The 17,256-nt window shown below is 29.5% G+C and carries 17 protein-coding genes and 2 pseudogenes; 3 read left to right on the plus strand and 16 right to left on the minus strand.

Features of this window, described 5'->3' with window-relative positions; all coding sequences use genetic code 11:
* Positions 1–523: 523 nt before the first annotated feature.
* Together U8307_RS02100 and U8307_RS02105 are read right to left on the minus strand one after the other, a co-directional pair.
* Entirely contained in the window at positions 524–1,036 is a 513-nt protein-coding gene (locus tag U8307_RS02100) for a group II intron maturase-specific domain-containing protein (RefSeq protein ID WP_326911522.1), read from the minus strand.
* Positions 1,037–1,412: 376 nt separating this feature from the next.
* A complete protein-coding gene (locus tag U8307_RS02105; protein ID WP_326909795.1) occupies positions 1,413–1,622 on the minus strand; it encodes a hypothetical protein in 210 nt (69 codons plus the stop codon).
* Positions 1,623–1,723: 101 nt separating this feature from the next.
* On the opposite strand from U8307_RS02105, the pseudogene U8307_RS02110 reads away from it, so the two are divergent.
* Positions 1,724–1,843: pseudogene (locus tag U8307_RS02110) on the plus strand (transposase); the annotation flags it as partial.
* Here U8307_RS02110 and U8307_RS02115 read toward each other — a convergent pair.
* The 3 genes from U8307_RS02115 to U8307_RS02125 all read right to left on the minus strand — a co-directional run bounded on the left by U8307_RS02115 (position 1,835) and on the right by U8307_RS02125 (position 4,474).
* Entirely contained in the window at positions 1,835–2,260 is a 426-nt protein-coding gene (locus U8307_RS02115; RefSeq protein WP_326909797.1) for a phage integrase N-terminal SAM-like domain-containing protein, read from the minus strand. The pseudogene U8307_RS02110 and the gene U8307_RS02115 overlap by 9 nt on opposite strands.
* Before the next feature lie 696 nt (positions 2,261–2,956).
* Entirely contained in the window at positions 2,957–4,021 is a 1,065-nt protein-coding gene (locus tag U8307_RS02120; RefSeq protein WP_326909798.1) for an alanine/ornithine racemase family PLP-dependent enzyme, read from the minus strand.
* A 231-nt stretch (positions 4,022–4,252) separates the two neighbouring features.
* Entirely contained in the window at positions 4,253–4,474 is a 222-nt protein-coding gene (locus U8307_RS02125; protein WP_326909799.1) for a hypothetical protein, read from the minus strand.
* Between the two features lie 291 nt (positions 4,475–4,765).
* On the opposite strand from U8307_RS02125, the gene U8307_RS02130 reads away from it, so the two are divergent.
* Positions 4,766–5,296, plus strand: a complete 531-nt coding sequence (locus tag U8307_RS02130) for a Uma2 family endonuclease (protein WP_326909801.1) — start codon at positions 4,766–4,768, stop codon at positions 5,294–5,296.
* A gap of 63 nt (positions 5,297–5,359) precedes the next feature.
* On the opposite strand, the gene U8307_RS02135 is transcribed toward U8307_RS02130, so the two are convergent.
* The 5 genes from U8307_RS02135 to U8307_RS02155 form a co-directional block, all read right to left on the minus strand.
* A complete protein-coding gene (locus U8307_RS02135; RefSeq protein ID WP_326911523.1) occupies positions 5,360–6,418 on the minus strand; it encodes an alpha/beta hydrolase family protein in 1,059 nt (352 codons plus the stop codon).
* A 52-nt stretch (positions 6,419–6,470) separates the two neighbouring features.
* Positions 6,471–7,226, minus strand: a complete 756-nt coding sequence (locus U8307_RS02140) for a DUF3307 domain-containing protein (protein WP_326909803.1) — start codon at positions 7,224–7,226, stop codon at positions 6,471–6,473.
* 1 nt (position 7,227) lies between these two features.
* Positions 7,228–7,905 carry a SatD family protein gene (locus tag U8307_RS02145; protein WP_326909805.1) on the minus strand — a complete coding sequence of 226 codons (678 nt, stop codon included), beginning with the start codon at positions 7,903–7,905 and terminating at the stop codon, positions 7,228–7,230.
* A gap of 115 nt (positions 7,906–8,020) precedes the next feature.
* A complete protein-coding gene (locus U8307_RS02150) occupies positions 8,021–8,509 on the minus strand; it encodes a GNAT family N-acetyltransferase (RefSeq protein WP_326909807.1) in 489 nt (162 codons plus the stop codon).
* A 32-nt stretch (positions 8,510–8,541) separates the two neighbouring features.
* On the minus strand, positions 8,542–9,438 hold the full coding sequence (locus U8307_RS02155) for a hypothetical protein (RefSeq protein WP_326909809.1): 897 nt from the start codon (positions 9,436–9,438) through the stop codon (positions 8,542–8,544).
* 264 nt (positions 9,439–9,702) lie between these two features.
* On the opposite strand from U8307_RS02155, the gene U8307_RS02160 reads away from it, so the two are divergent.
* The gene (locus U8307_RS02160; RefSeq protein ID WP_326909811.1) at positions 9,703–10,134 is read left to right on the plus strand and encodes a methylglyoxal synthase; all 432 of its coding nucleotides are present in this window, start codon (positions 9,703–9,705) and stop codon (positions 10,132–10,134) included.
* Between the two features lie 73 nt (positions 10,135–10,207).
* On the opposite strand, the gene U8307_RS02165 is transcribed toward U8307_RS02160, so the two are convergent.
* From U8307_RS02165 to U8307_RS02190, 6 genes and pseudogenes are all read right to left on the minus strand, one after another.
* Positions 10,208–10,384 (minus strand): hypothetical protein, encoded by a 177-nt coding sequence (locus tag U8307_RS02165; RefSeq protein ID WP_326909813.1) that lies wholly within the window; start codon positions 10,382–10,384, stop codon positions 10,208–10,210.
* Positions 10,385–10,407: 23 nt separating this feature from the next.
* Positions 10,408–11,613 (minus strand): MalY/PatB family protein, encoded by a 1,206-nt coding sequence (locus U8307_RS02170; RefSeq protein ID WP_326909814.1) that lies wholly within the window; start codon positions 11,611–11,613, stop codon positions 10,408–10,410.
* A gap of 188 nt (positions 11,614–11,801) precedes the next feature.
* Positions 11,802–12,848: an HRDC domain-containing protein gene (locus U8307_RS02175; RefSeq protein ID WP_326909816.1), complete on the minus strand. Its 1,047-nt coding sequence runs from the start codon at positions 12,846–12,848 to the stop codon at positions 11,802–11,804.
* Positions 12,849–12,950: 102 nt separating this feature from the next.
* Positions 12,951–15,674, minus strand: coding sequence for an AAA domain-containing protein (locus U8307_RS02180; protein ID WP_326909818.1), 2,724 nt, complete (start codon positions 15,672–15,674; stop codon positions 12,951–12,953).
* Between the two features lie 292 nt (positions 15,675–15,966).
* A pseudogene (locus U8307_RS14600) lies at positions 15,967–16,176 on the minus strand (hypothetical protein); the annotation flags it as partial.
* Positions 16,177–16,806: 630 nt separating this feature from the next.
* Positions 16,807–17,229, minus strand: coding sequence for a hypothetical protein (locus U8307_RS02190; RefSeq protein WP_326909822.1), 423 nt, complete (start codon positions 17,227–17,229; stop codon positions 16,807–16,809).
* Positions 17,230–17,256 lie beyond the last annotated feature (27 nt).

Below are 17,256 nucleotides of genomic sequence, written 5' to 3' on the forward strand. Positions count from 1 at the left end.
ACTCAGCTAAAATGATACAATCCCTTCGCTCCATTGCCATTACAGCAACTTCTTAACTACTACGAATTGTTCCGCCCCTGTACTACCCATTGCTATTTCAGCCTTGCTTTTCTGTGACTTGTGCTTTTTCGCTTAACATTGTAGTGCAGGTTCCTGTGTTTCGCAACAGAGCCTATTGTACGCTCATGCCATCTTAATACCGGTTACCAAGTAAACAGCTATCAGGTTTCCTTTACTCTTATCCTTAGTTAGTGGTGAAAACTAAGTTTTGACAACTTCTTACGCTATCGATACTTCATCAATGGTTCACTCTCGTTCATCTTCGTACAACCCACATGACTATTTTTAGTATAGCCTTTTCCCTAATCGCTCACTACCATAGCTCTTTACTACAGCAGCATTAGGGCTGTTTGGAGAGTTTGCCTGTTCAATTCTCTCCGAAGGACCTTCCTTCATCTCTGCTGCAACTTGCACAGCACACCACCACCGTACGTACCGTTCGGTATACGGCGGTTCAATAGAATTAACATTTTGATGTGTATATTTTAAATAAAGACACTAATCCAGCTTTTTCAAGTCTTGCATTAGTGATGGAACATTGAAGAATAGGACTTTTGGCTGTGCGCCAAAAGCTCTTTCTTGTATTAGCAAATTCCCATGCTTTGTATTTTGACACGCCAAGTTTTTGTAGATTCGTAAATTTCGTACTAACTTTCTTCCACTGTTTCCAATAGCACATTCGTATTCTTCGCCTTAACCATTCATCAAGCTTTCTCATTGCAGATTTCATGTCAGCAAGTTTGAAATAATTTACCCATCCTACAACTAATTGCTTAATCTTTTTATAGGTTGTTTCGATATTACCAATTTTGCTTCTGCCAGTTAATAGTTTTAGTTTATACTTGAGTTTACGCACTGACTTTTTATGCACCTTCATTTTAATTTCATTATCTTTCCTGTAAAATGACCTCTGCTGACTTCTCATGTCCCAGCTATACATCACTGCATAGGTTGTTATTTCTAAATTCATATCCATAACTTGCACATGAGACCTCCCCAGGTAAGAACGACCGCCTTCATCTCATATATCTGCCATATTTACTGCATACACTTCGGGTAGTATTGGACTTTGTTTTGTGATGCAAACTCATCCAATGTAAATCAGCCTTTTATATGGTTCGTGTTCCTCAGACCGAGACTTTGCCTTAAGCTTCCTTCAGATTCCACCTCACGATGGACACCCTTGCTCTTGGCTAATGGTTGCTACTACCAAGCCCCATAACGGACTTTCACCGTCAAGCTGTCGCCCATGCTGGGCGCACATCAAAACCACAAGGAAATTAATCCTTGTGGTCGGATGCTTACAGAAGCACGAAAAATTTAGTTCGGAAGGAAAAATTTTTAAGTAACCCTTAAGAATATAAAAGAACTATCAAACACAGAGCTAAAACCACTCCAAAAATGTATATGGAATAAGTTATACTATTCATTTTATATCTTGCTTTTTTTGCTTCTATGGTAATATCAGTTGTGTATTCAATATTAGGATTATTTATATTGCTAATAGAATCGAATTTTTTAGCAATCATATCTTTAGAATTTTTTTTATATTTTAGCGGCATCTTTAGTAATGAACTCATGCTATTGTTTATTAAAATAATTAGCTTTAACAGTCCAACATCAAATAAATTCAATATAAAAGAACTTATTTAAAAGACCTTTCGATAATGCTGATGCGATAATAGAATATTTAGCGAGATATACACATAAAATTGCAATAACCAATAGCAGAATAGTTAAAATAGAAGATAATAAAGTAGTGTACAAAAAATTGCTAACATAGCATAAAAAGAAGTAAAAAAGCTCTAAGTCCTGATGAATACATGGTGTATAGCATAACTTTATATATTTCTTTCGGCATTAACTCAATAAATTCTATTACTTCTTCTTTACTTAATACTGATGGTAAAGGGTTGTATCCTTTTAAATGTGGTATCTTTTTATTTATCCATTGTTTTTCAAGTACAACTTCATAGAAATATTTAATTGCATTTCTATAGCTATTTACTGTTCCAATGCAATATTCTTTAACATATCGGAGATGTCTTAAATATTCTAATATATCATCTAATGTTATTTCATTAGTTTCTTTATTTATGGTTCTTAAAAATATATTTATTTTATATGTGTAACCTTGACAGGTCTCTTCTTTAAGACCGCTCATTTCTAAGCATCTTTGTAACTTTTCTATTGGATCCATTTTTTCCTCCCATGATTTCTAATTTGTATTGATTAAAAATCATAAAAGGTGGCCCTCTTGTAAATTCTAGTATTGATTTTTTTGATTTATATGATATATTTTTTTCATAAAAGTAGGTGGTTTAAATGTTTTTTTATATTTTTTTGTGGTGATTAAATATTAATTGAAAATTTAAAACTTGTCTACTTTTATTTTGTAAAAAACAAAAAATGTTGAAGTGTATTTTTGTATACCTCAACATTTTTATATATTATCTTTTTCCGCTTTAGCGTCAGATGTTAGAATCTCTATATCCTACTTATTTTGTTTTTGTTTGAATAACGCGAAGCGCCGCCACAAAGAACCGTCCCCGTTATTTCCCGTTATTTCCTTATTTCCTTAGCTGTATCATCTCCAACACCGGGTGCATAAAGACGTCCGTCTTTATTTTTTACTAGTATTTCATCTTCATCTCCAAAAACAATGTCCGTGTATGCCATAAAAACAATAATTTCGTCAGTAGATTCACAGTTAATTGGGATACTACGTTTTTTGCATCATCATTATATACATTTTCTGCACCTTTCTTTTCTAACCACTGTTTACAAAACTCAGCTCTTTTATCTTCTTTATGAGAAGGTGCTGGTATTTTAGCAAGACTAATTAGAAGCTTTAATTGCTCTTTTTTATCATTCTAAAAAATAATGGTATATATATTTATAAAACAATCTTTTCTACAAAAGGAGATGTCATTGATGAAAGTAAAGCAGAATAATTTAAATCAAAGGAAATAACATCTCCAACATTTACGTTGGTTTCATTTGTAGCGTTAATTAATAAATGGTCGCTTGTAGCGCCTAATATTTCTAAAGTAGATTTTCGAGGTATCAATCCATCTATATTCGTGTCTTGACGTCCAACATTCAGAATACATCTTTTCATAATGCCTTTGTCCTGAACGGATGGAATATTACCAAAGGCATCTTGACCAATTTCTCCAATTGGAATAGATGGTTTTAATTTCTTTTCAATTACTTCAGCTGATAAAGTGAATGCATCTTGATATGTATCAGGATATTTTTCTCTATAAATTGTTTCTCTTCCTAATAGTATTCCTTCCCCGATTCTAAAATGGTTAATTCTACTTGGTATTTTACCTGATTCAAGTAATTTTAAAGAACTTGAGTTACCTGCGGATAGGTACTCTAATTTTATATTAAATTTATTCTCAACTTCTTCTGCAAGTTCTACTAATTGATTATTGTTTTCTATGGTAGGTATAGTACCGTTTAAGTCAGTCAAATTAGTTCCCAGACCAATTATTTTTACACCTTTCATATTAATAGTCTCTTTAACTAGAGGAATCAATTCATTAGGCCAAATTCCTTCTCTTAAGTCGCCAAGATCAATCATAATAATAATTTTATGTATGACACCATTTTTAATACTTGCTTCAGAAAGTGCTTCAATTATTTCATACTCTGTATTTAAACTAACATCAGCAAGTGATATTACTCTTTCAATTTCTGATTTATGTGGAGATCTCATTAATAAAAACGGGACATTAATGTCATTTTTTCTTAATCGTTCTATATTATCAAGGCGAGACTCACCTATCCAGGAAACACCTCCACGAATCATAGCACTTGCGATCTCTGGCATACCTAATGCACCTTTTGTAACGCCTGCAACAGATATTCTATTTTTTTTACATAAATTCACAATAACACTGGTATTATGCTCTATCTTTTTTAAATCAATATAAATACATGGTGTTTTCAAATTTATTCTCCTTGCAAAGTTTATTAATTATTAATGTGTTCTTTTAAATCGTTGATAGTTATTTTTTTAAATTTAACTATATAAAGTTCCCTCTTAATATTTTCTAACCTCTTTACTCTCAAATTCATTTTTTACATTATATTACATTTTGCTGTTCTTTACAACGTCAAAATAATAAAGATAAAATAAAATTAACTATAGGCGACTTTTAGGAACGGGTCTAATTTTATACTACCTGACATCATTGTCTCTTTCCGTACCATTCCTTTTGAGCGTCTCAAAAGAGCAGTTACCTTTGCATATTTTAAAAATAGGAATATCACTTTGTTCCTTTAATAAAGTAACAAAGGTATCCTCTCTGTCATAAACACTCCCATCCCATTTATTCTTTTCTGAAATATATTCAATCTCTTTGTTATCGATAGATATTGATATGACTGGTGGCTCCTTCATGGTTGAAGAACACCCTGCTATAAAAAATGTCGATACCATGATTAATACAAATAGAAATATAGTTTTTTCATTATATCACCCCTCGTATAATATATTATTAATATAATATATTTAAAAAGAGAGTAAATAGACTCAGGTGTATTATTTGAACAGATTACTGAAAAAGAGGATACTAAAATATTTATTGATAACTCAAAAGTTATTTGTTATACTTTTATTATGTATATTTATTATAAATCATGTACAAAACAAAATAAATATAAATTAGCAAAGAATAAGGGAGGTAAATCAATGGAACAATTTTCGAAAAAGAAATTTTCATTAAAAGAATTTAATAAATTAGAAACTAATAATGAAAACAAATATGAGCTAATTGACGGAATTGTTTTAATGTCACCTCGACCAAATTACAAGCATCAAGAAATCATGAGTAAATTAACTCTCGAAATAGGAACATATCTAAAAGGAAAACAATGTATGATATTTACGGAAGCAGAATTAGAATTTAATAATGATGTTTTAATTCCTGACTTATCTGTTATATGTGGATTAGAAAACAGTAATTTTCAAAGATATAAAAGTGCACCTGAAATAGTAATTGAAATTATAAGCCCAAGCAGTCAATATACGGATACCTTTACTAAACTCTATAAATATGAATTATTTGGAGTTAAAGAATATTGGATTGCTAATCCTAAAACAGAATCAATTACAGTATACAATTTTCAAAACAAAACAAATAAGGATTATTGTAAGCATGAAAATTTAACTTCCTCAGTATTTGGTGACTTATTACTTGATTTGTCGAATATATTTTTGTAAACTTTAAGTATTGGTCAAAAAAAACCGCATAAGCATTATTACTATGCGGTCAATACCTTCATTCTATTCGATTTCAATATCATAGAATTCTACAATACTGTTCATAAGCTCTAAGTCAAGGTCATACAATAATTTTTTGTCAAGATTATCATTAAGATATGATTCTTTTATTTTTGCAGTAAATTCTCCATCCAATGAATTTAAGAATTCGTCAAACTTCTCATTAAACTCTTCCTTATATTCACGTGACTTTGCTGAATAATAAACATCGTCATGTCCTCTATCATCATATTTTACAAAGCTAAATCGCGGATTATTCTTGTAAATGTCATGAAATACATCAAAGCTCTTATCTTGTGAAATCATATCATCATCTGTGCTGTGAATAATCATTACTCCTGCATCAGTGTTTTCAAATCCGCTAATGCAGTTGTATGAGGCATACTTTCCAAATTTAATTTTTTCATATAATGATATGTATGGCAAAAGAACACTAATTCCATCGCCGGCAATTTTTCTACCCTCTTCATTAATTATATCCATAGACTTGTTAAAACCTGCAACCATAACAACTGCTTTAACATCAGGATGTAGGTTTAAAACGCTACCAACGGAATATCCACCCCAACTATGTCCAAATAGCACGATAGGTAAGCCATCAAAGTCAGGTGTCTGTTTTACGAATTGAATTGCATAATCTAAATCTATTAAGCCTTGAGGCATTCCTTTTACTGAACTGCCTTCACTTTCATCATTTCCTGTTGCATCATAAGCAAAAACAACATATCCGTTTATAGTAAAGAAGTCTGCTATATTCATATATGCGTTATGTCCACCTCCGCCAAGGCCATGAGCGATAACTACAACTCCTTTGATATTTTCAAGTTTTCTGTAATATTCATAACCAACAAGTATCTGACCTTCATTTGAAGTGAAAGTATATCTTTTTGAATTTAATCCCTCAAATTCATCAATGTGTCGAGCCATTGGCGCATATTTTTCATAGCGACTGCCAAAATTATCTTTGTAAATTAGTGCTGAAATAACAAAGGGAAGTATAAAAAGTAATACAACTAAGACTATACCCAGAATAATAATGATTTTTCGTTTGTTGCCTTTCATCAAGTTTGCACCTCTTCTTACAGATTGCATCTCTGCAAATATTTTATTTATCTCATAATACAAACGAAACAACTATTACAAAAAGGGTACTTATAAGAGTCCCTAATAAATAATATTCTGCAAAATCCTTTTCCTTAGATATTTTGTCATATCTGGCTATAGACTTTGCTGTTAATACCAAACCAATTGCGGAATATTGTTCAATAGATAAGAAAATCAACATGATTATTCGTTCCACTGTACCTATAAACCTTCCGGCATTATTAACTTCTTTCATATCACTATTATTGCTAACAGGCTTATATATTGACAATAATTTTTGTATCACTATATTAGCTGGTTTATGTATCAATAATAACGCAAACGTCCATGAAACAATCACAAATCCAGATACTCCGACAATATCTAAGATGTCAGTAATTAATCCCCATTCATTAATACTTATATTACTTTTTGCTAACCAATATGCAACTCCTATTAAACAAATAAAATGAAAAAATTGATCTGTAAAGAATAGATTTCTTTCTATAACTTGAGACATTTTACCTTTTTTGTTTATTGCTGCTATATACACAAATTTTATCAGGTCAATCAACAAATGAAATATAGCTGCCATTGTTACTCCTAATATAATCTTAAAAGAAATTATAGGCAAGGCGACCAATATCATCATCCCAAAATACGAAACACCATGAATTAATAGCCATTTTAAGCTTTTATCTTTTTTAATAGCCACTTTTTCTGTTTGTATATAAAAATCTGCAATGATATGTGCCAAAAGCAATAAAATAAGATATTCTTTAAACATTTTATCTCCTTATTTCTGCTAGTGCTTTCACTATAGTATCCAATGCATCTTTATATGCATAGTATTTTCCTTTTGATAAACTCTTTTGAACCGCCGGTTGCTTAATTTTAAACCTTTTAGCAACATTAATTTGACTATCTTGGTGTTTTAGCATGTCCCAGATTATTTCCCTCTGTCTATCACTCCAAGATTCCTTGATTACAGTTAACAATAATAAAATCGTATTAATCATTATTGTTATTGCTTGATTGTCACCTTCAACCTCAATTCTTATATCTGCAGCATTTGTCTGTTTTTTATTTTCATTATCTTTCAAAGTTTCAATAGCATTTCTTGCTTTATAATATGCCGGTCCATCAGCTCCTACGGACATTTCCTTGTTAACATCTGTTGTAATAGTTCCTACTCCAATTCCAAATCTTATTTTAACAGGATACATTTTTCTCTCAATTTCAGATATTATATCCATTATATTTGAACCATTACATAACAAACCTTGAAATTCATCACCCAATGTTATCATAAACTTAGATGATATATCATTAATATATTTTTCATTTATTTCTTCCAAAACTTGTTTTAGCTTTTTTTGCACTTCACTTCTGTTTTCAATTCTTTTTGACTCTTTAATATCGCCGATAACTGCAATATATGGATCATTTTTAAAAGAGAAAAACATAATTTTACCTCCGATTTTAATATATTCATTATATAACCCTATAGACGAATATGCAAACATTATTCATGTAATAGGTTATAATGTTAGAATATAACCGCTTAAAGTAAAAATAAAATTAAAATTCTAAAATCATATCATACCATACACTACCGCCGTGCTCAGATTTTGAAATGCCTTTATTTTTAAACCCAAACTTTGTATAATAGTGAATGAGCTTATCTTTACACGTTAGAATAACACCTTTTCGACTATTTAATCTTGATACTTCTATCATATGATTCATTAATTGTGCAGCAATTCCTTGTTTACGATAATCAGAAATTACATCAAGTCCAAAAATAGCCTGATAATCTCCATTGGGAATATGTAGGGTAGCATCACTAAACAGTTCATCAAAAATAGTCATTTCATTGGTTACACAACCATTGATGAACCCAATTATTATTCCATCAATTTCTGCTACAAAAAAACTTTCTGGAAATGTCTTAATTCGTTGTTCTATCGATGATTTCGTAGCTGCTTCTGCCTCTGGAAAACATCTCGTTTCCACTTCTGATACCGAATCTAAGTCTTCTATAGACACTCTTCTTATTTTAATATCCATTATACTTCTCCTTTTTGAATAAAATTTTTACACTAATATTTAAAATTCTCTAATAAGACTTTACCATTTTTATCTTTGATTTCTACCATACTTCCGTTAGTCCATTCAGGACGCATCCGTACTAATTTTCCAACACTGTCAATTTTATCAGCTAAAACTATATATTTATAATTTAGACCATATTTGTCTTGAACACTAATATATATTTCAATTTTATCATTAGCGGAAAGTTCAACTTCATCCTTTACAGAGTGCATTCTGTGCGAATCAAATTTTGACTTATTGCCATTTATATCTAATTCTTGTTCATCAATTAAATCACCGTTTACGTATTTTAAAATACTTATTTTTTTAGGATTTTCATATGTTGGTCCAGAAAAATCTATTATTATATCTCCATCATATTGATACTTGCCTGAACTATATTTAGTGTTACCTGCAAAGTGTCCATACAAATCCAATAAATATTTGTATTGCAAGTCGTTATATTCATCTATGGTTTCTATTTTTTCTGTTCCGTTATCATTTAATACAATCATTATTTTAAAAGGGTCAAATACATATGCGTTTACTTGAGTGATGAATGTTGTTTTATTTTTAATCATTGAATGTCTTTCATTGTTTATCAATAATTCGGCAGTTAAATTCTCTGAATTTTCTTTAGGTGTTACTGATATTTTAACGGGAACCGTTAGATTATCAGCATTTAATTCGTCTCCAAATGTTACATCATAGCTGTCAAACATACTTGCTTGTTTTTTAAGCTTTTCATCAACATTTGAATAGATATTGTTTATTTCATTACTTAGATTGTTCTGCTGATTAAATATTTGTTGTATATTTCTATCAATGTTACTTACTTTATTTAATGTATATATATTAAATAAAATTAGAGCTGCTATGATAATATAAAGATAATTTTTTTTCATTTTAATACCTCATTTTTAACCAACTTAGTATAGTTGGTATAATATTCACATAATTAGTTGCCATCTAGTGCTCAAACTTCGTACCATAATCAATGATAATTTACTATATAATTGTAACTTATTTACAAGTTAAAATCAAATCAATTGAGAATTAAATTTAGTATTGATTTTATTTTACCTATGTAATATAGTTATTTATATCTATAAGCAATCAGCAACACATTTATTTTAAATAATATTAAAAGTAAGATCGGTAGGGTTTATATGAGAAAATTACATGATATAAAAAAACAAAAACATATTGCTTTGATAGCTCATGATGGCAAGAAAATTCAACTTATTAACTGGATTAAAGCAAACAAAGAAATTCTTTCAAAGCATTTCCTTTGTGGAACAGGCACCACAGCCAGAATGATAATTGAAGAATTATCTCTGCCGGTTAGGGCATTTGAAAGTGGTCCTTTAGGCGGAGATCAGCAAATTGGAGCTTCCATCGTTGAAGGCAAGGTAGATTTTATGATTTTCTTTTGGGATCCCTTGTCATCACAGCCACATGATCCTGACGTAAAGGCACTATTAAGAATATCTGCACTTTATGATATTCCTGTTGCAACTAATGAATCAACAGCAGACTTTCTTTTAAATTCAAGCTATATGAATGATGACTATATAAGAAAAGAAAACAGTTCTATATAAGATTAAAATAATTGAAATCCATTTAACAAGGGAAGTCATTAGACTTCCCTTGTTTCGCATTTGTAAAAGATGCTTACATTCTTTGAGTCAAAAGTTGCACTCGTGAAGTCATAGCATAGCTATTTTCTACAGATTTTACATCAACGGTTATTTTGTCACCTACTACTAAATCTTCAAATTCTATATCAGTCACTTCCCCTGATGTATTGTCAACATAGATAAAATATGTATATGGATCTAATACCTCCAATAATAGGTAAGTCTCCCTCTAACTTATTTAACATTAAAAACATATTTATCTAATCTATCAAATGCTTCAATTACCTTTGATTTTGGTAATGCAAGGTTTATACGTATTGCATAAGGGTGATTGAAAGGACGTCCATCCTGCCACATTACACCTACATCAGTACCTGCTTTGTAAAGTTGTTCAAGCGTAATGTTATGTTGCTTACAATACTCTTCACAGTCCAGAAACAGCATATACGTTGCCTGAGGTTTTGCAAATTTTATTCCTTTATAGTTCTTTTGGATATGATTACTTACATAGTCAATATTTTCAGCAATAACCTGACGAAGCTCATCAACCCATTCATAACCTTCTGGTTTGTAGGCTCCAATCAATGCATGAATTGACAAAACATTTACATCATTGTAATGAGGTTTGCTGCTTTGTGCTCTTACACGGTCTCTTAAATATTTACTATAAATTATATGATATGATCCAACTAATCCAGCAAGATTGAATGTCTTACTTGGTGCATATACTGCGATTGTGCGGTTACGAGCATCTTCATTCACACTTTGAGTTGGAATATGTTTATTGTTATATAGTATTATATCACTCCATATTTCATCAGATATTACTATACAATCATTATTCTTGTAAATCTCCATAGCTTTTTCTATCTCTTCACGTTCCCATACACGTCCACATGGATTGTGAGGAGAACAGAATACTGCAACATGAATCTTGTACTGCTTTAACTTAGCATCCATATCTTCATAGTCCATACGCCAAATTCCATCATCATCATGAATAAGTTGTGTATGAATTATTTTACGTCCATTATTTTCTAATGCCATAGTGAATCCAATATATATAGGAGAATGAATCAACACGCAATCACCAGGTGCAGAAAAAGCATTAATTGCTGATACAACACAGCCAAGGACACCATTCTCATAACCAATATGTTCAGCTGTCAAACCAGATACTTCATTACGTGTTTCCTGCCATTTTATTATAGAATCAAAGTATTCCTTCCTTGGCACAAAATAACCAAACATCGGATGCTTTGCACGTTCAATAATTGCCTCCTGAATTGTTGGTACAGTAGGAAAATTCATATCTGCAATCCACATAGGAATCATATCAAATCCCTCTTTAGCTGGCTCAGGACCAAACCCCTGCATCAAATCAACAGCTATAGAATCTCTACCTCGACGGTCAATAATACTTGTAAAATCAAATTTCATATTAAGTCACCCCTCCTATTATAATTCATATACTTTATTTACGGAATCTACTTGGTTAAATCTCTAATTTTATCTTGAAATTTTTTATATAAGCTTTTTCTTATCCTCTGTTACTGTTATCTTATTTTAAATGTTTTTATTACCTTAACTTCTCGCCAAATAAATAAAAACTTTTCCATTAAAGAAATTTAATATTGATTCAGAATCTGCAGGATATCATCACCATATTTATTCGCCTTAATCTCCCCAAATCCAGACACAGTTTTCAATTCTTCTTTGCTTCTAGGCATCTTAGAAATTAAATCCTTTAATTGATTATCATTATAGATAAAATAAGGCTTTACCTTTTCTTCTCGGCTTTTTCTTAATCGGTATGCCCTTAATTCTTTGAATATATTTGTTTCCTCCAATGATGATACAACATCTACTGCATCACTACTTTCTCCTTTAGCTGGAGTTGCTTCTTGTGGGCTCTTCGATTTGTTAATTTTATACATCTCATATTTTTCTGTATAGTCTTTTACGACTTCCTTATGTAAATCTATGTAGTATTGTGCCCATTCAAGCATTCCCTCATCCGAAAATGCTGGTTCTTTAGACTTTTCGTACATAGTTTTTATATATTTAACTAATTGATCAGCACGTATCACTTTATTACTTATTTCTTTTTTTGCAAATCTAGCATCAAGGACCGTCTTTGGATTCGCAAGTACCACTAGTGATTTAGTGAAATCTTCAAAGTATTTGTCCAACATAAACTTGGCAAGAATATTATTTTTATTATCTATCCTCATTTTTTTCATCAGCTCTAAGTGTCGTTGGTTCTGTGTAATAGGTGAATATATACCTTCCCTCTTCTTCCTTCCACTAAATTCAATGGTACGTATAAAATCCCCCACACTGTTGATTTCAATATCCCCATATAAATTTTTACATTCAATTACAAAACAGATTTTCTTTGTAAACACAAGATAATCTATCTGTGCACTTAAATCTCCATCTTCCAAATAAATATCATGTATTATGTACATAGGCATGTGACTGTTTTTTAGTTCAAATGCTATATTCTTCTCTCCAATTATTCCATATTCCAAGTACTTTATATCTTGTCTTATTATACCTTGTCCTTCTATATTTAATAATGGCTCCAAAGCTTTAAGCTTTTCTAATTGCTCCTCAGCGTTACTATTCTCTTTAAGAAAGATAGGTTCTTTCATTCTATTTAATAGACCCATATGGTGGCTCCTCCTGTAATGTTAATTATAATAAGTTACGTTATTGTTCTTCTGGATAAGTAGAAGTGCTTTCAGTTATAACCTCATCTACTATATTAGAAATTATATTTCTAATAACTGTCTAAGCATACTTTCAAGTATTTCTTTTTCTTGACTACCGTTTGTCTTAAAGCGCAATATTGGAATATTATATTTCTTTAAAATTTCATCTTTCATTATATCCCTATTTGATTGTATAGTTCCTTCCTTATGAAATTGATATCCATCAACTTCTACAGCTAGAACCGGTAACTTATCTAACTTATTAAAAATTAAAAAGTCCAAATGTGTAGCGCAATTCATTGCGTATTTGCATTCATCATCAGACAGTTTCTTTGGGTCATGAATTAACATATTTAATGGTTGATGAACAATAACATCTAATTTTTTAAAACAATCCTTATTTAATACATCTTTAATTAATCCATACATTAAATTTTCAGAATCATATTCAGAAATTCTATTATGTTTTTTTAAATATTTTTTACGCTGCTCTGTATAGTCTGAATATAGCAAATCGAAAACGGAATAAATATCTCCATTAATTATTTCAAAGTTATTATATTGAATATACTTAACAAGATCTCCTATGTTGGTATTTTCATTTTTTTCATTATCAGATACTACTAGTCTAAGTCTATTCTTCGCTCTAGAAACAGCCACATTTAGCATATTTGGATTATCTGTAAAATCAGTAATTTCATTATCAACAGAAGAAATAATAATATCATCTTTTTCTCTTCCTTGATATTTATGAACTGTAGAAATATCTATATCATTTGATAAATCATTTTGCATAGCTACAGTTTGTTTTCGATATGGTGAAATAATTCCAATATCCACTTTTTGTTGACCATTTTGTAGTTCTGGAATAACTTCTTGTTTAATTTCATCAATTTGACGTTGATTATAATGACCTCTTGCATGATTTCCCGCTATAGTTTTATATACTTTAATTACATCTCTCTCATTATGATCCTCTGTCATTATAACAAGCTGATTATCATAAAATTTTCTATTACAGAAATCTATAATCTTAGGATGACAGCGATAATGTTCTCTTAACATAGTCCTAGGTACATTAGGAATAATTGAACATATTGATGATAGCAGACTATTATTATCGTAATTATATCCCTCTTTTAAAATATAATGTTTAGAAATTGGTCTTGTCATTAACTTTACTTGGTCTGGAATTACATTTGGTAATTGCATTAAATCTCCTACAATTACAATGTTTTTAGCGCATGATAACGTAAGAACACCAGTAATTAAATCTACTTGTGATGATTCATCTACAATAACATAATCATATATGTAGTCTTTATCCAAACAATTTTTCAATGAATAGGTTGTACTTAAAATTATTGGGTATTCATTATTAAATTTTTTTGAATCTCTCCATAAATCATTCTCGTTAAATTTAATTCTTTCTTTATTTTTTGAGTATTTTTTATACAAACTATTTTTAAATACAATATGCGATTTGTCTGTTAATTCTGTTAATTTATCTTTGAATTTATATGTTTCTAAACTTTTTTCAATTCTTTTAATTTCTTTTTCTAATTCATCAACTTTAAGTATATAAAATAAATTTTGAAATGATGGTATTATATCACTTATAGGTTTCTTTAAAAATTCCATATCAAATATACCATAAAAGAATATACATCTCAATTTAAACCATAAACTTATCTTTTTATTTTGTTCGCTTAACATCTGACATTCGTTCCACAGCTCAAGTATTTGATTTGACTTAAGTTTTGATATATTTCTTATTTTAATGTTATCATCGTATGTTTCTTTAAAAAAATCTTCGAAATATTTCTTTTCAACTGTGTATTCTGATAACTTTGATTTCAAACTTGCTATTCGATTTTTATCACTTAACATTTGTTTTAATTCGCTTTGAAGCTTTATGATTTCATCCAATAAAAAACTTAATTTATCAGTATCATATTTATATTCATTAAAATCAGGATAATCTGATTGCTTACTTTTAATAAATTCTTTCTTATTATCAGATTTGCCCAAAGGTGCTGCAATAAAATCAAAACCATATTTTTGTAGTTTTTCGTACACATTTTCCGTTGCAGAATTATTATTAGAAACAACAGCAACTGTTTTATTATTTATTATTGCATTTGCAATAATATTAAGTATAGTTTGCGTCTTGCCTGTTCCAGGCGGACCTTCAATAACACTTATTTTATTAGACATAGCATTAGATACAGCTTGCATTTGACTTAAATTACATCCAAAAGGAAAATATACTGTGGATGGTGAAGAAACTTTTAAAACTTGATTATCTGGATTTAAATATGTTTCTAATGCTGATTTTGAACTAATAAAATTCATTTTTTCAAATTGATTTGATAGTACTTTTTTACCCTCATCAGTTACAATGCTAACTTTATCAGCAATACATTTAAAGTATTCAAGACAATTGCTTGTCCCCTTATTTAATAGACTATTTTTCTCTATATCAAGATCACGTATATTATATAAACTTGTTTTTCCATTACCAAAAAAAATACGATAATAATCATTAAACTGTAATATCTGCTTAATATCAAATAAAACCTTACCACCATGTGATATCTTTATTGAGTTTGCATCTATATTTTGCGGGTTTCTAAACCATTTTACACTTAAGTAAGAATATGTATATACTTGTTTTGAAGTGTTAAAAATCACTTCGTACTTTCCATACAAGTAATTACATCTAACTATATCTTTAGTAACATCTTTATCTTTAATAAGAACTAAATTATTTAATATGTTCATTTGTTCCACCTAATTTAATTTTTAACAGCACAGGAGTTTAAATTCACTCATATAATTGTCAATATTTAAATCCCAACCTTTTATAAAACTTTTTCTCTCAAATATCCTAATATTAATTTCGTCAATCATCTTTTTAACAATTCCAAAGATATAATCAGCTTTTTTTATGCTATCGATAATTAAGTTAGCTCGTTGATTGTCCTTTGTATAAACTTTTTCAAGTTCATTAACATTATAACCGCCCTTTTTCCATTCAATTTCTTTTAAAGAAGCTTCATCTGTTACAGCAAAAATATGACTTGGAATGAAGTCGAGTTCTATTTATATCATATGAGATTTTGATTTCTGTATTAGGTAATTTTGACAATTCTAATATAGCCTTATAATCTGTTGCTCCCATATAGGATGTGGTTATAACACGTAATTTTTTATCTTTTGTGAATTCTTTTAATGCTTCTAATATTTGAACTAGCCCACTCCACTTTATAAATGAAACAAGCATATCGATTCTATCTGCAGTATTTATTTCCTTAACTAACTCACTACCAAGAGATGGTTCATTTTTTGACCCTGTAAATAAAGAATTAGCTGCAATTGATGTAATTGGTCTTATTTTATTACTTTTATAATCACCAATTAATGTATTATCCATGCTGATCAAGACAGCAAACAATAACTCTGCATTTTCATTAATATGAAATACATCAAAATCTTCTAATTGTAATTCATCAATTAAAAGATTAATCATCTTATTGCAGATTTCAACTTGTTTATTTAGTTTATCTTCACCGGAAATTCTATTTAACGATTTGTTTATGACATTAGACATGTATTTACTAAGAATTGAGATTCCTTCTTCTTTGTCAATATCTCTTTTATCTATATATTTATCTTTTTTTGAATAGAATTTTTGTATTTCTTCATCTATAAGCTTATTTATTACGGACTCATAGAAACCATTATTAAGTGTCATACCCCTGTACCCCTGACTTATAATATGTTTCTTTTTTATTAATAATCTTTTTTAATAATTTTATTTATAATTTATTATATAAACAAATTATACCATATTATTACAATGCTTGCAATGGTGATTACGTTTTAAGTTTCCCCATTTTCAATTTTTAAAAACTTATGAAGCCACTAATTTAAAGTAGTTGAAGATATCAAATTGTTGTGATTTAATGTTTTTAGGTATAAAGCTTTGAATTCCAACTTTAGTTTTAACTAAAATGCTTTCTATAGCATAGCCAATGGCATAGTAAATAAACTTAGGAATGTCATAAATTCTCTTTGAACATTCCTTAAGTTCTTTAAAAAATATACTATCAGCTTTTTCAGATGTCATTATACCAATGTACCCAACAGTAATAGTTGCAAATAGATTAAAATTACGTATAGATTTTAAAGACCAAACTCTAATATCTTCAAAATCAAACTGCTGTTTTTTGAACTTAAAATATTCTTCAATACGCCATCTCGTTAAATACACTTTAGTTACTATAAGCGATATCTTTTTCTTTTCAGATGATTTTAAATTTGTAAGTAACATCATAGGAATCTGTCCAAAACCGTAAACTAC

It is taken from the genome of Sedimentibacter sp. MB31-C6 (assembly GCF_035934735.1).
Lineage (GTDB): Bacteria > Bacillota > Clostridia > Tissierellales > Sedimentibacteraceae > Sedimentibacter.

Excerpts from the sequence above, each read along its gene's own strand:
- U8307_RS02100 (WP_326911522.1), bottom strand. The coding sequence starts at position 1,036 with ATGGATATGAATTTAGAAATAACAACCTATGCAGTGATGTATAGCTGG.
- U8307_RS02105 (WP_326909795.1), bottom strand. The coding sequence starts at position 1,622 with ATGCCGCTAAAATATAAAAAAAATTCTAAAGATATGATTGCTAAAAAA.
- U8307_RS02115 (WP_326909797.1), bottom strand. The coding sequence starts at position 2,260 with ATGGATCCAATAGAAAAGTTACAAAGATGCTTAGAAATGAGCGGTCTT.
- U8307_RS02125 (WP_326909799.1), bottom strand. The coding sequence starts at position 4,474 with ATGAAGGAGCCACCAGTCATATCAATATCTATCGATAACAAAGAGATT.
- U8307_RS02130 (WP_326909801.1), top strand. The coding sequence starts at position 4,766 with ATGGAACAATTTTCGAAAAAGAAATTTTCATTAAAAGAATTTAATAAA.
- U8307_RS02135 (WP_326911523.1), bottom strand. The coding sequence starts at position 6,418 with ATGAAAGGCAACAAACGAAAAATCATTATTATTCTGGGTATAGTCTTA.
- U8307_RS02140 (WP_326909803.1), bottom strand. The coding sequence starts at position 7,226 with ATGTTTAAAGAATATCTTATTTTATTGCTTTTGGCACATATCATTGCA.
- U8307_RS02145 (WP_326909805.1), bottom strand. The coding sequence starts at position 7,905 with ATGTTTTTCTCTTTTAAAAATGATCCATATATTGCAGTTATCGGCGAT.
- U8307_RS02150 (WP_326909807.1), bottom strand. The coding sequence starts at position 8,509 with ATGGATATTAAAATAAGAAGAGTGTCTATAGAAGACTTAGATTCGGTA.
- U8307_RS02155 (WP_326909809.1), bottom strand. The coding sequence starts at position 9,438 with ATGAAAAAAAATTATCTTTATATTATCATAGCAGCTCTAATTTTATTT.
- U8307_RS02160 (WP_326909811.1), top strand. The coding sequence starts at position 9,703 with ATGAGAAAATTACATGATATAAAAAAACAAAAACATATTGCTTTGATA.
- U8307_RS02170 (WP_326909814.1), bottom strand. The coding sequence starts at position 11,613 with ATGAAATTTGATTTTACAAGTATTATTGACCGTCGAGGTAGAGATTCT.
- U8307_RS02175 (WP_326909816.1), bottom strand. The coding sequence starts at position 12,848 with ATGGGTCTATTAAATAGAATGAAAGAACCTATCTTTCTTAAAGAGAAT.
- U8307_RS02180 (WP_326909818.1), bottom strand. The coding sequence starts at position 15,674 with ATGAACATATTAAATAATTTAGTTCTTATTAAAGATAAAGATGTTACT.
- U8307_RS02190 (WP_326909822.1), bottom strand. The coding sequence starts at position 17,229 with ATGATGTTACTTACAAATTTAAAATCATCTGAAAAGAAAAAGATATCG.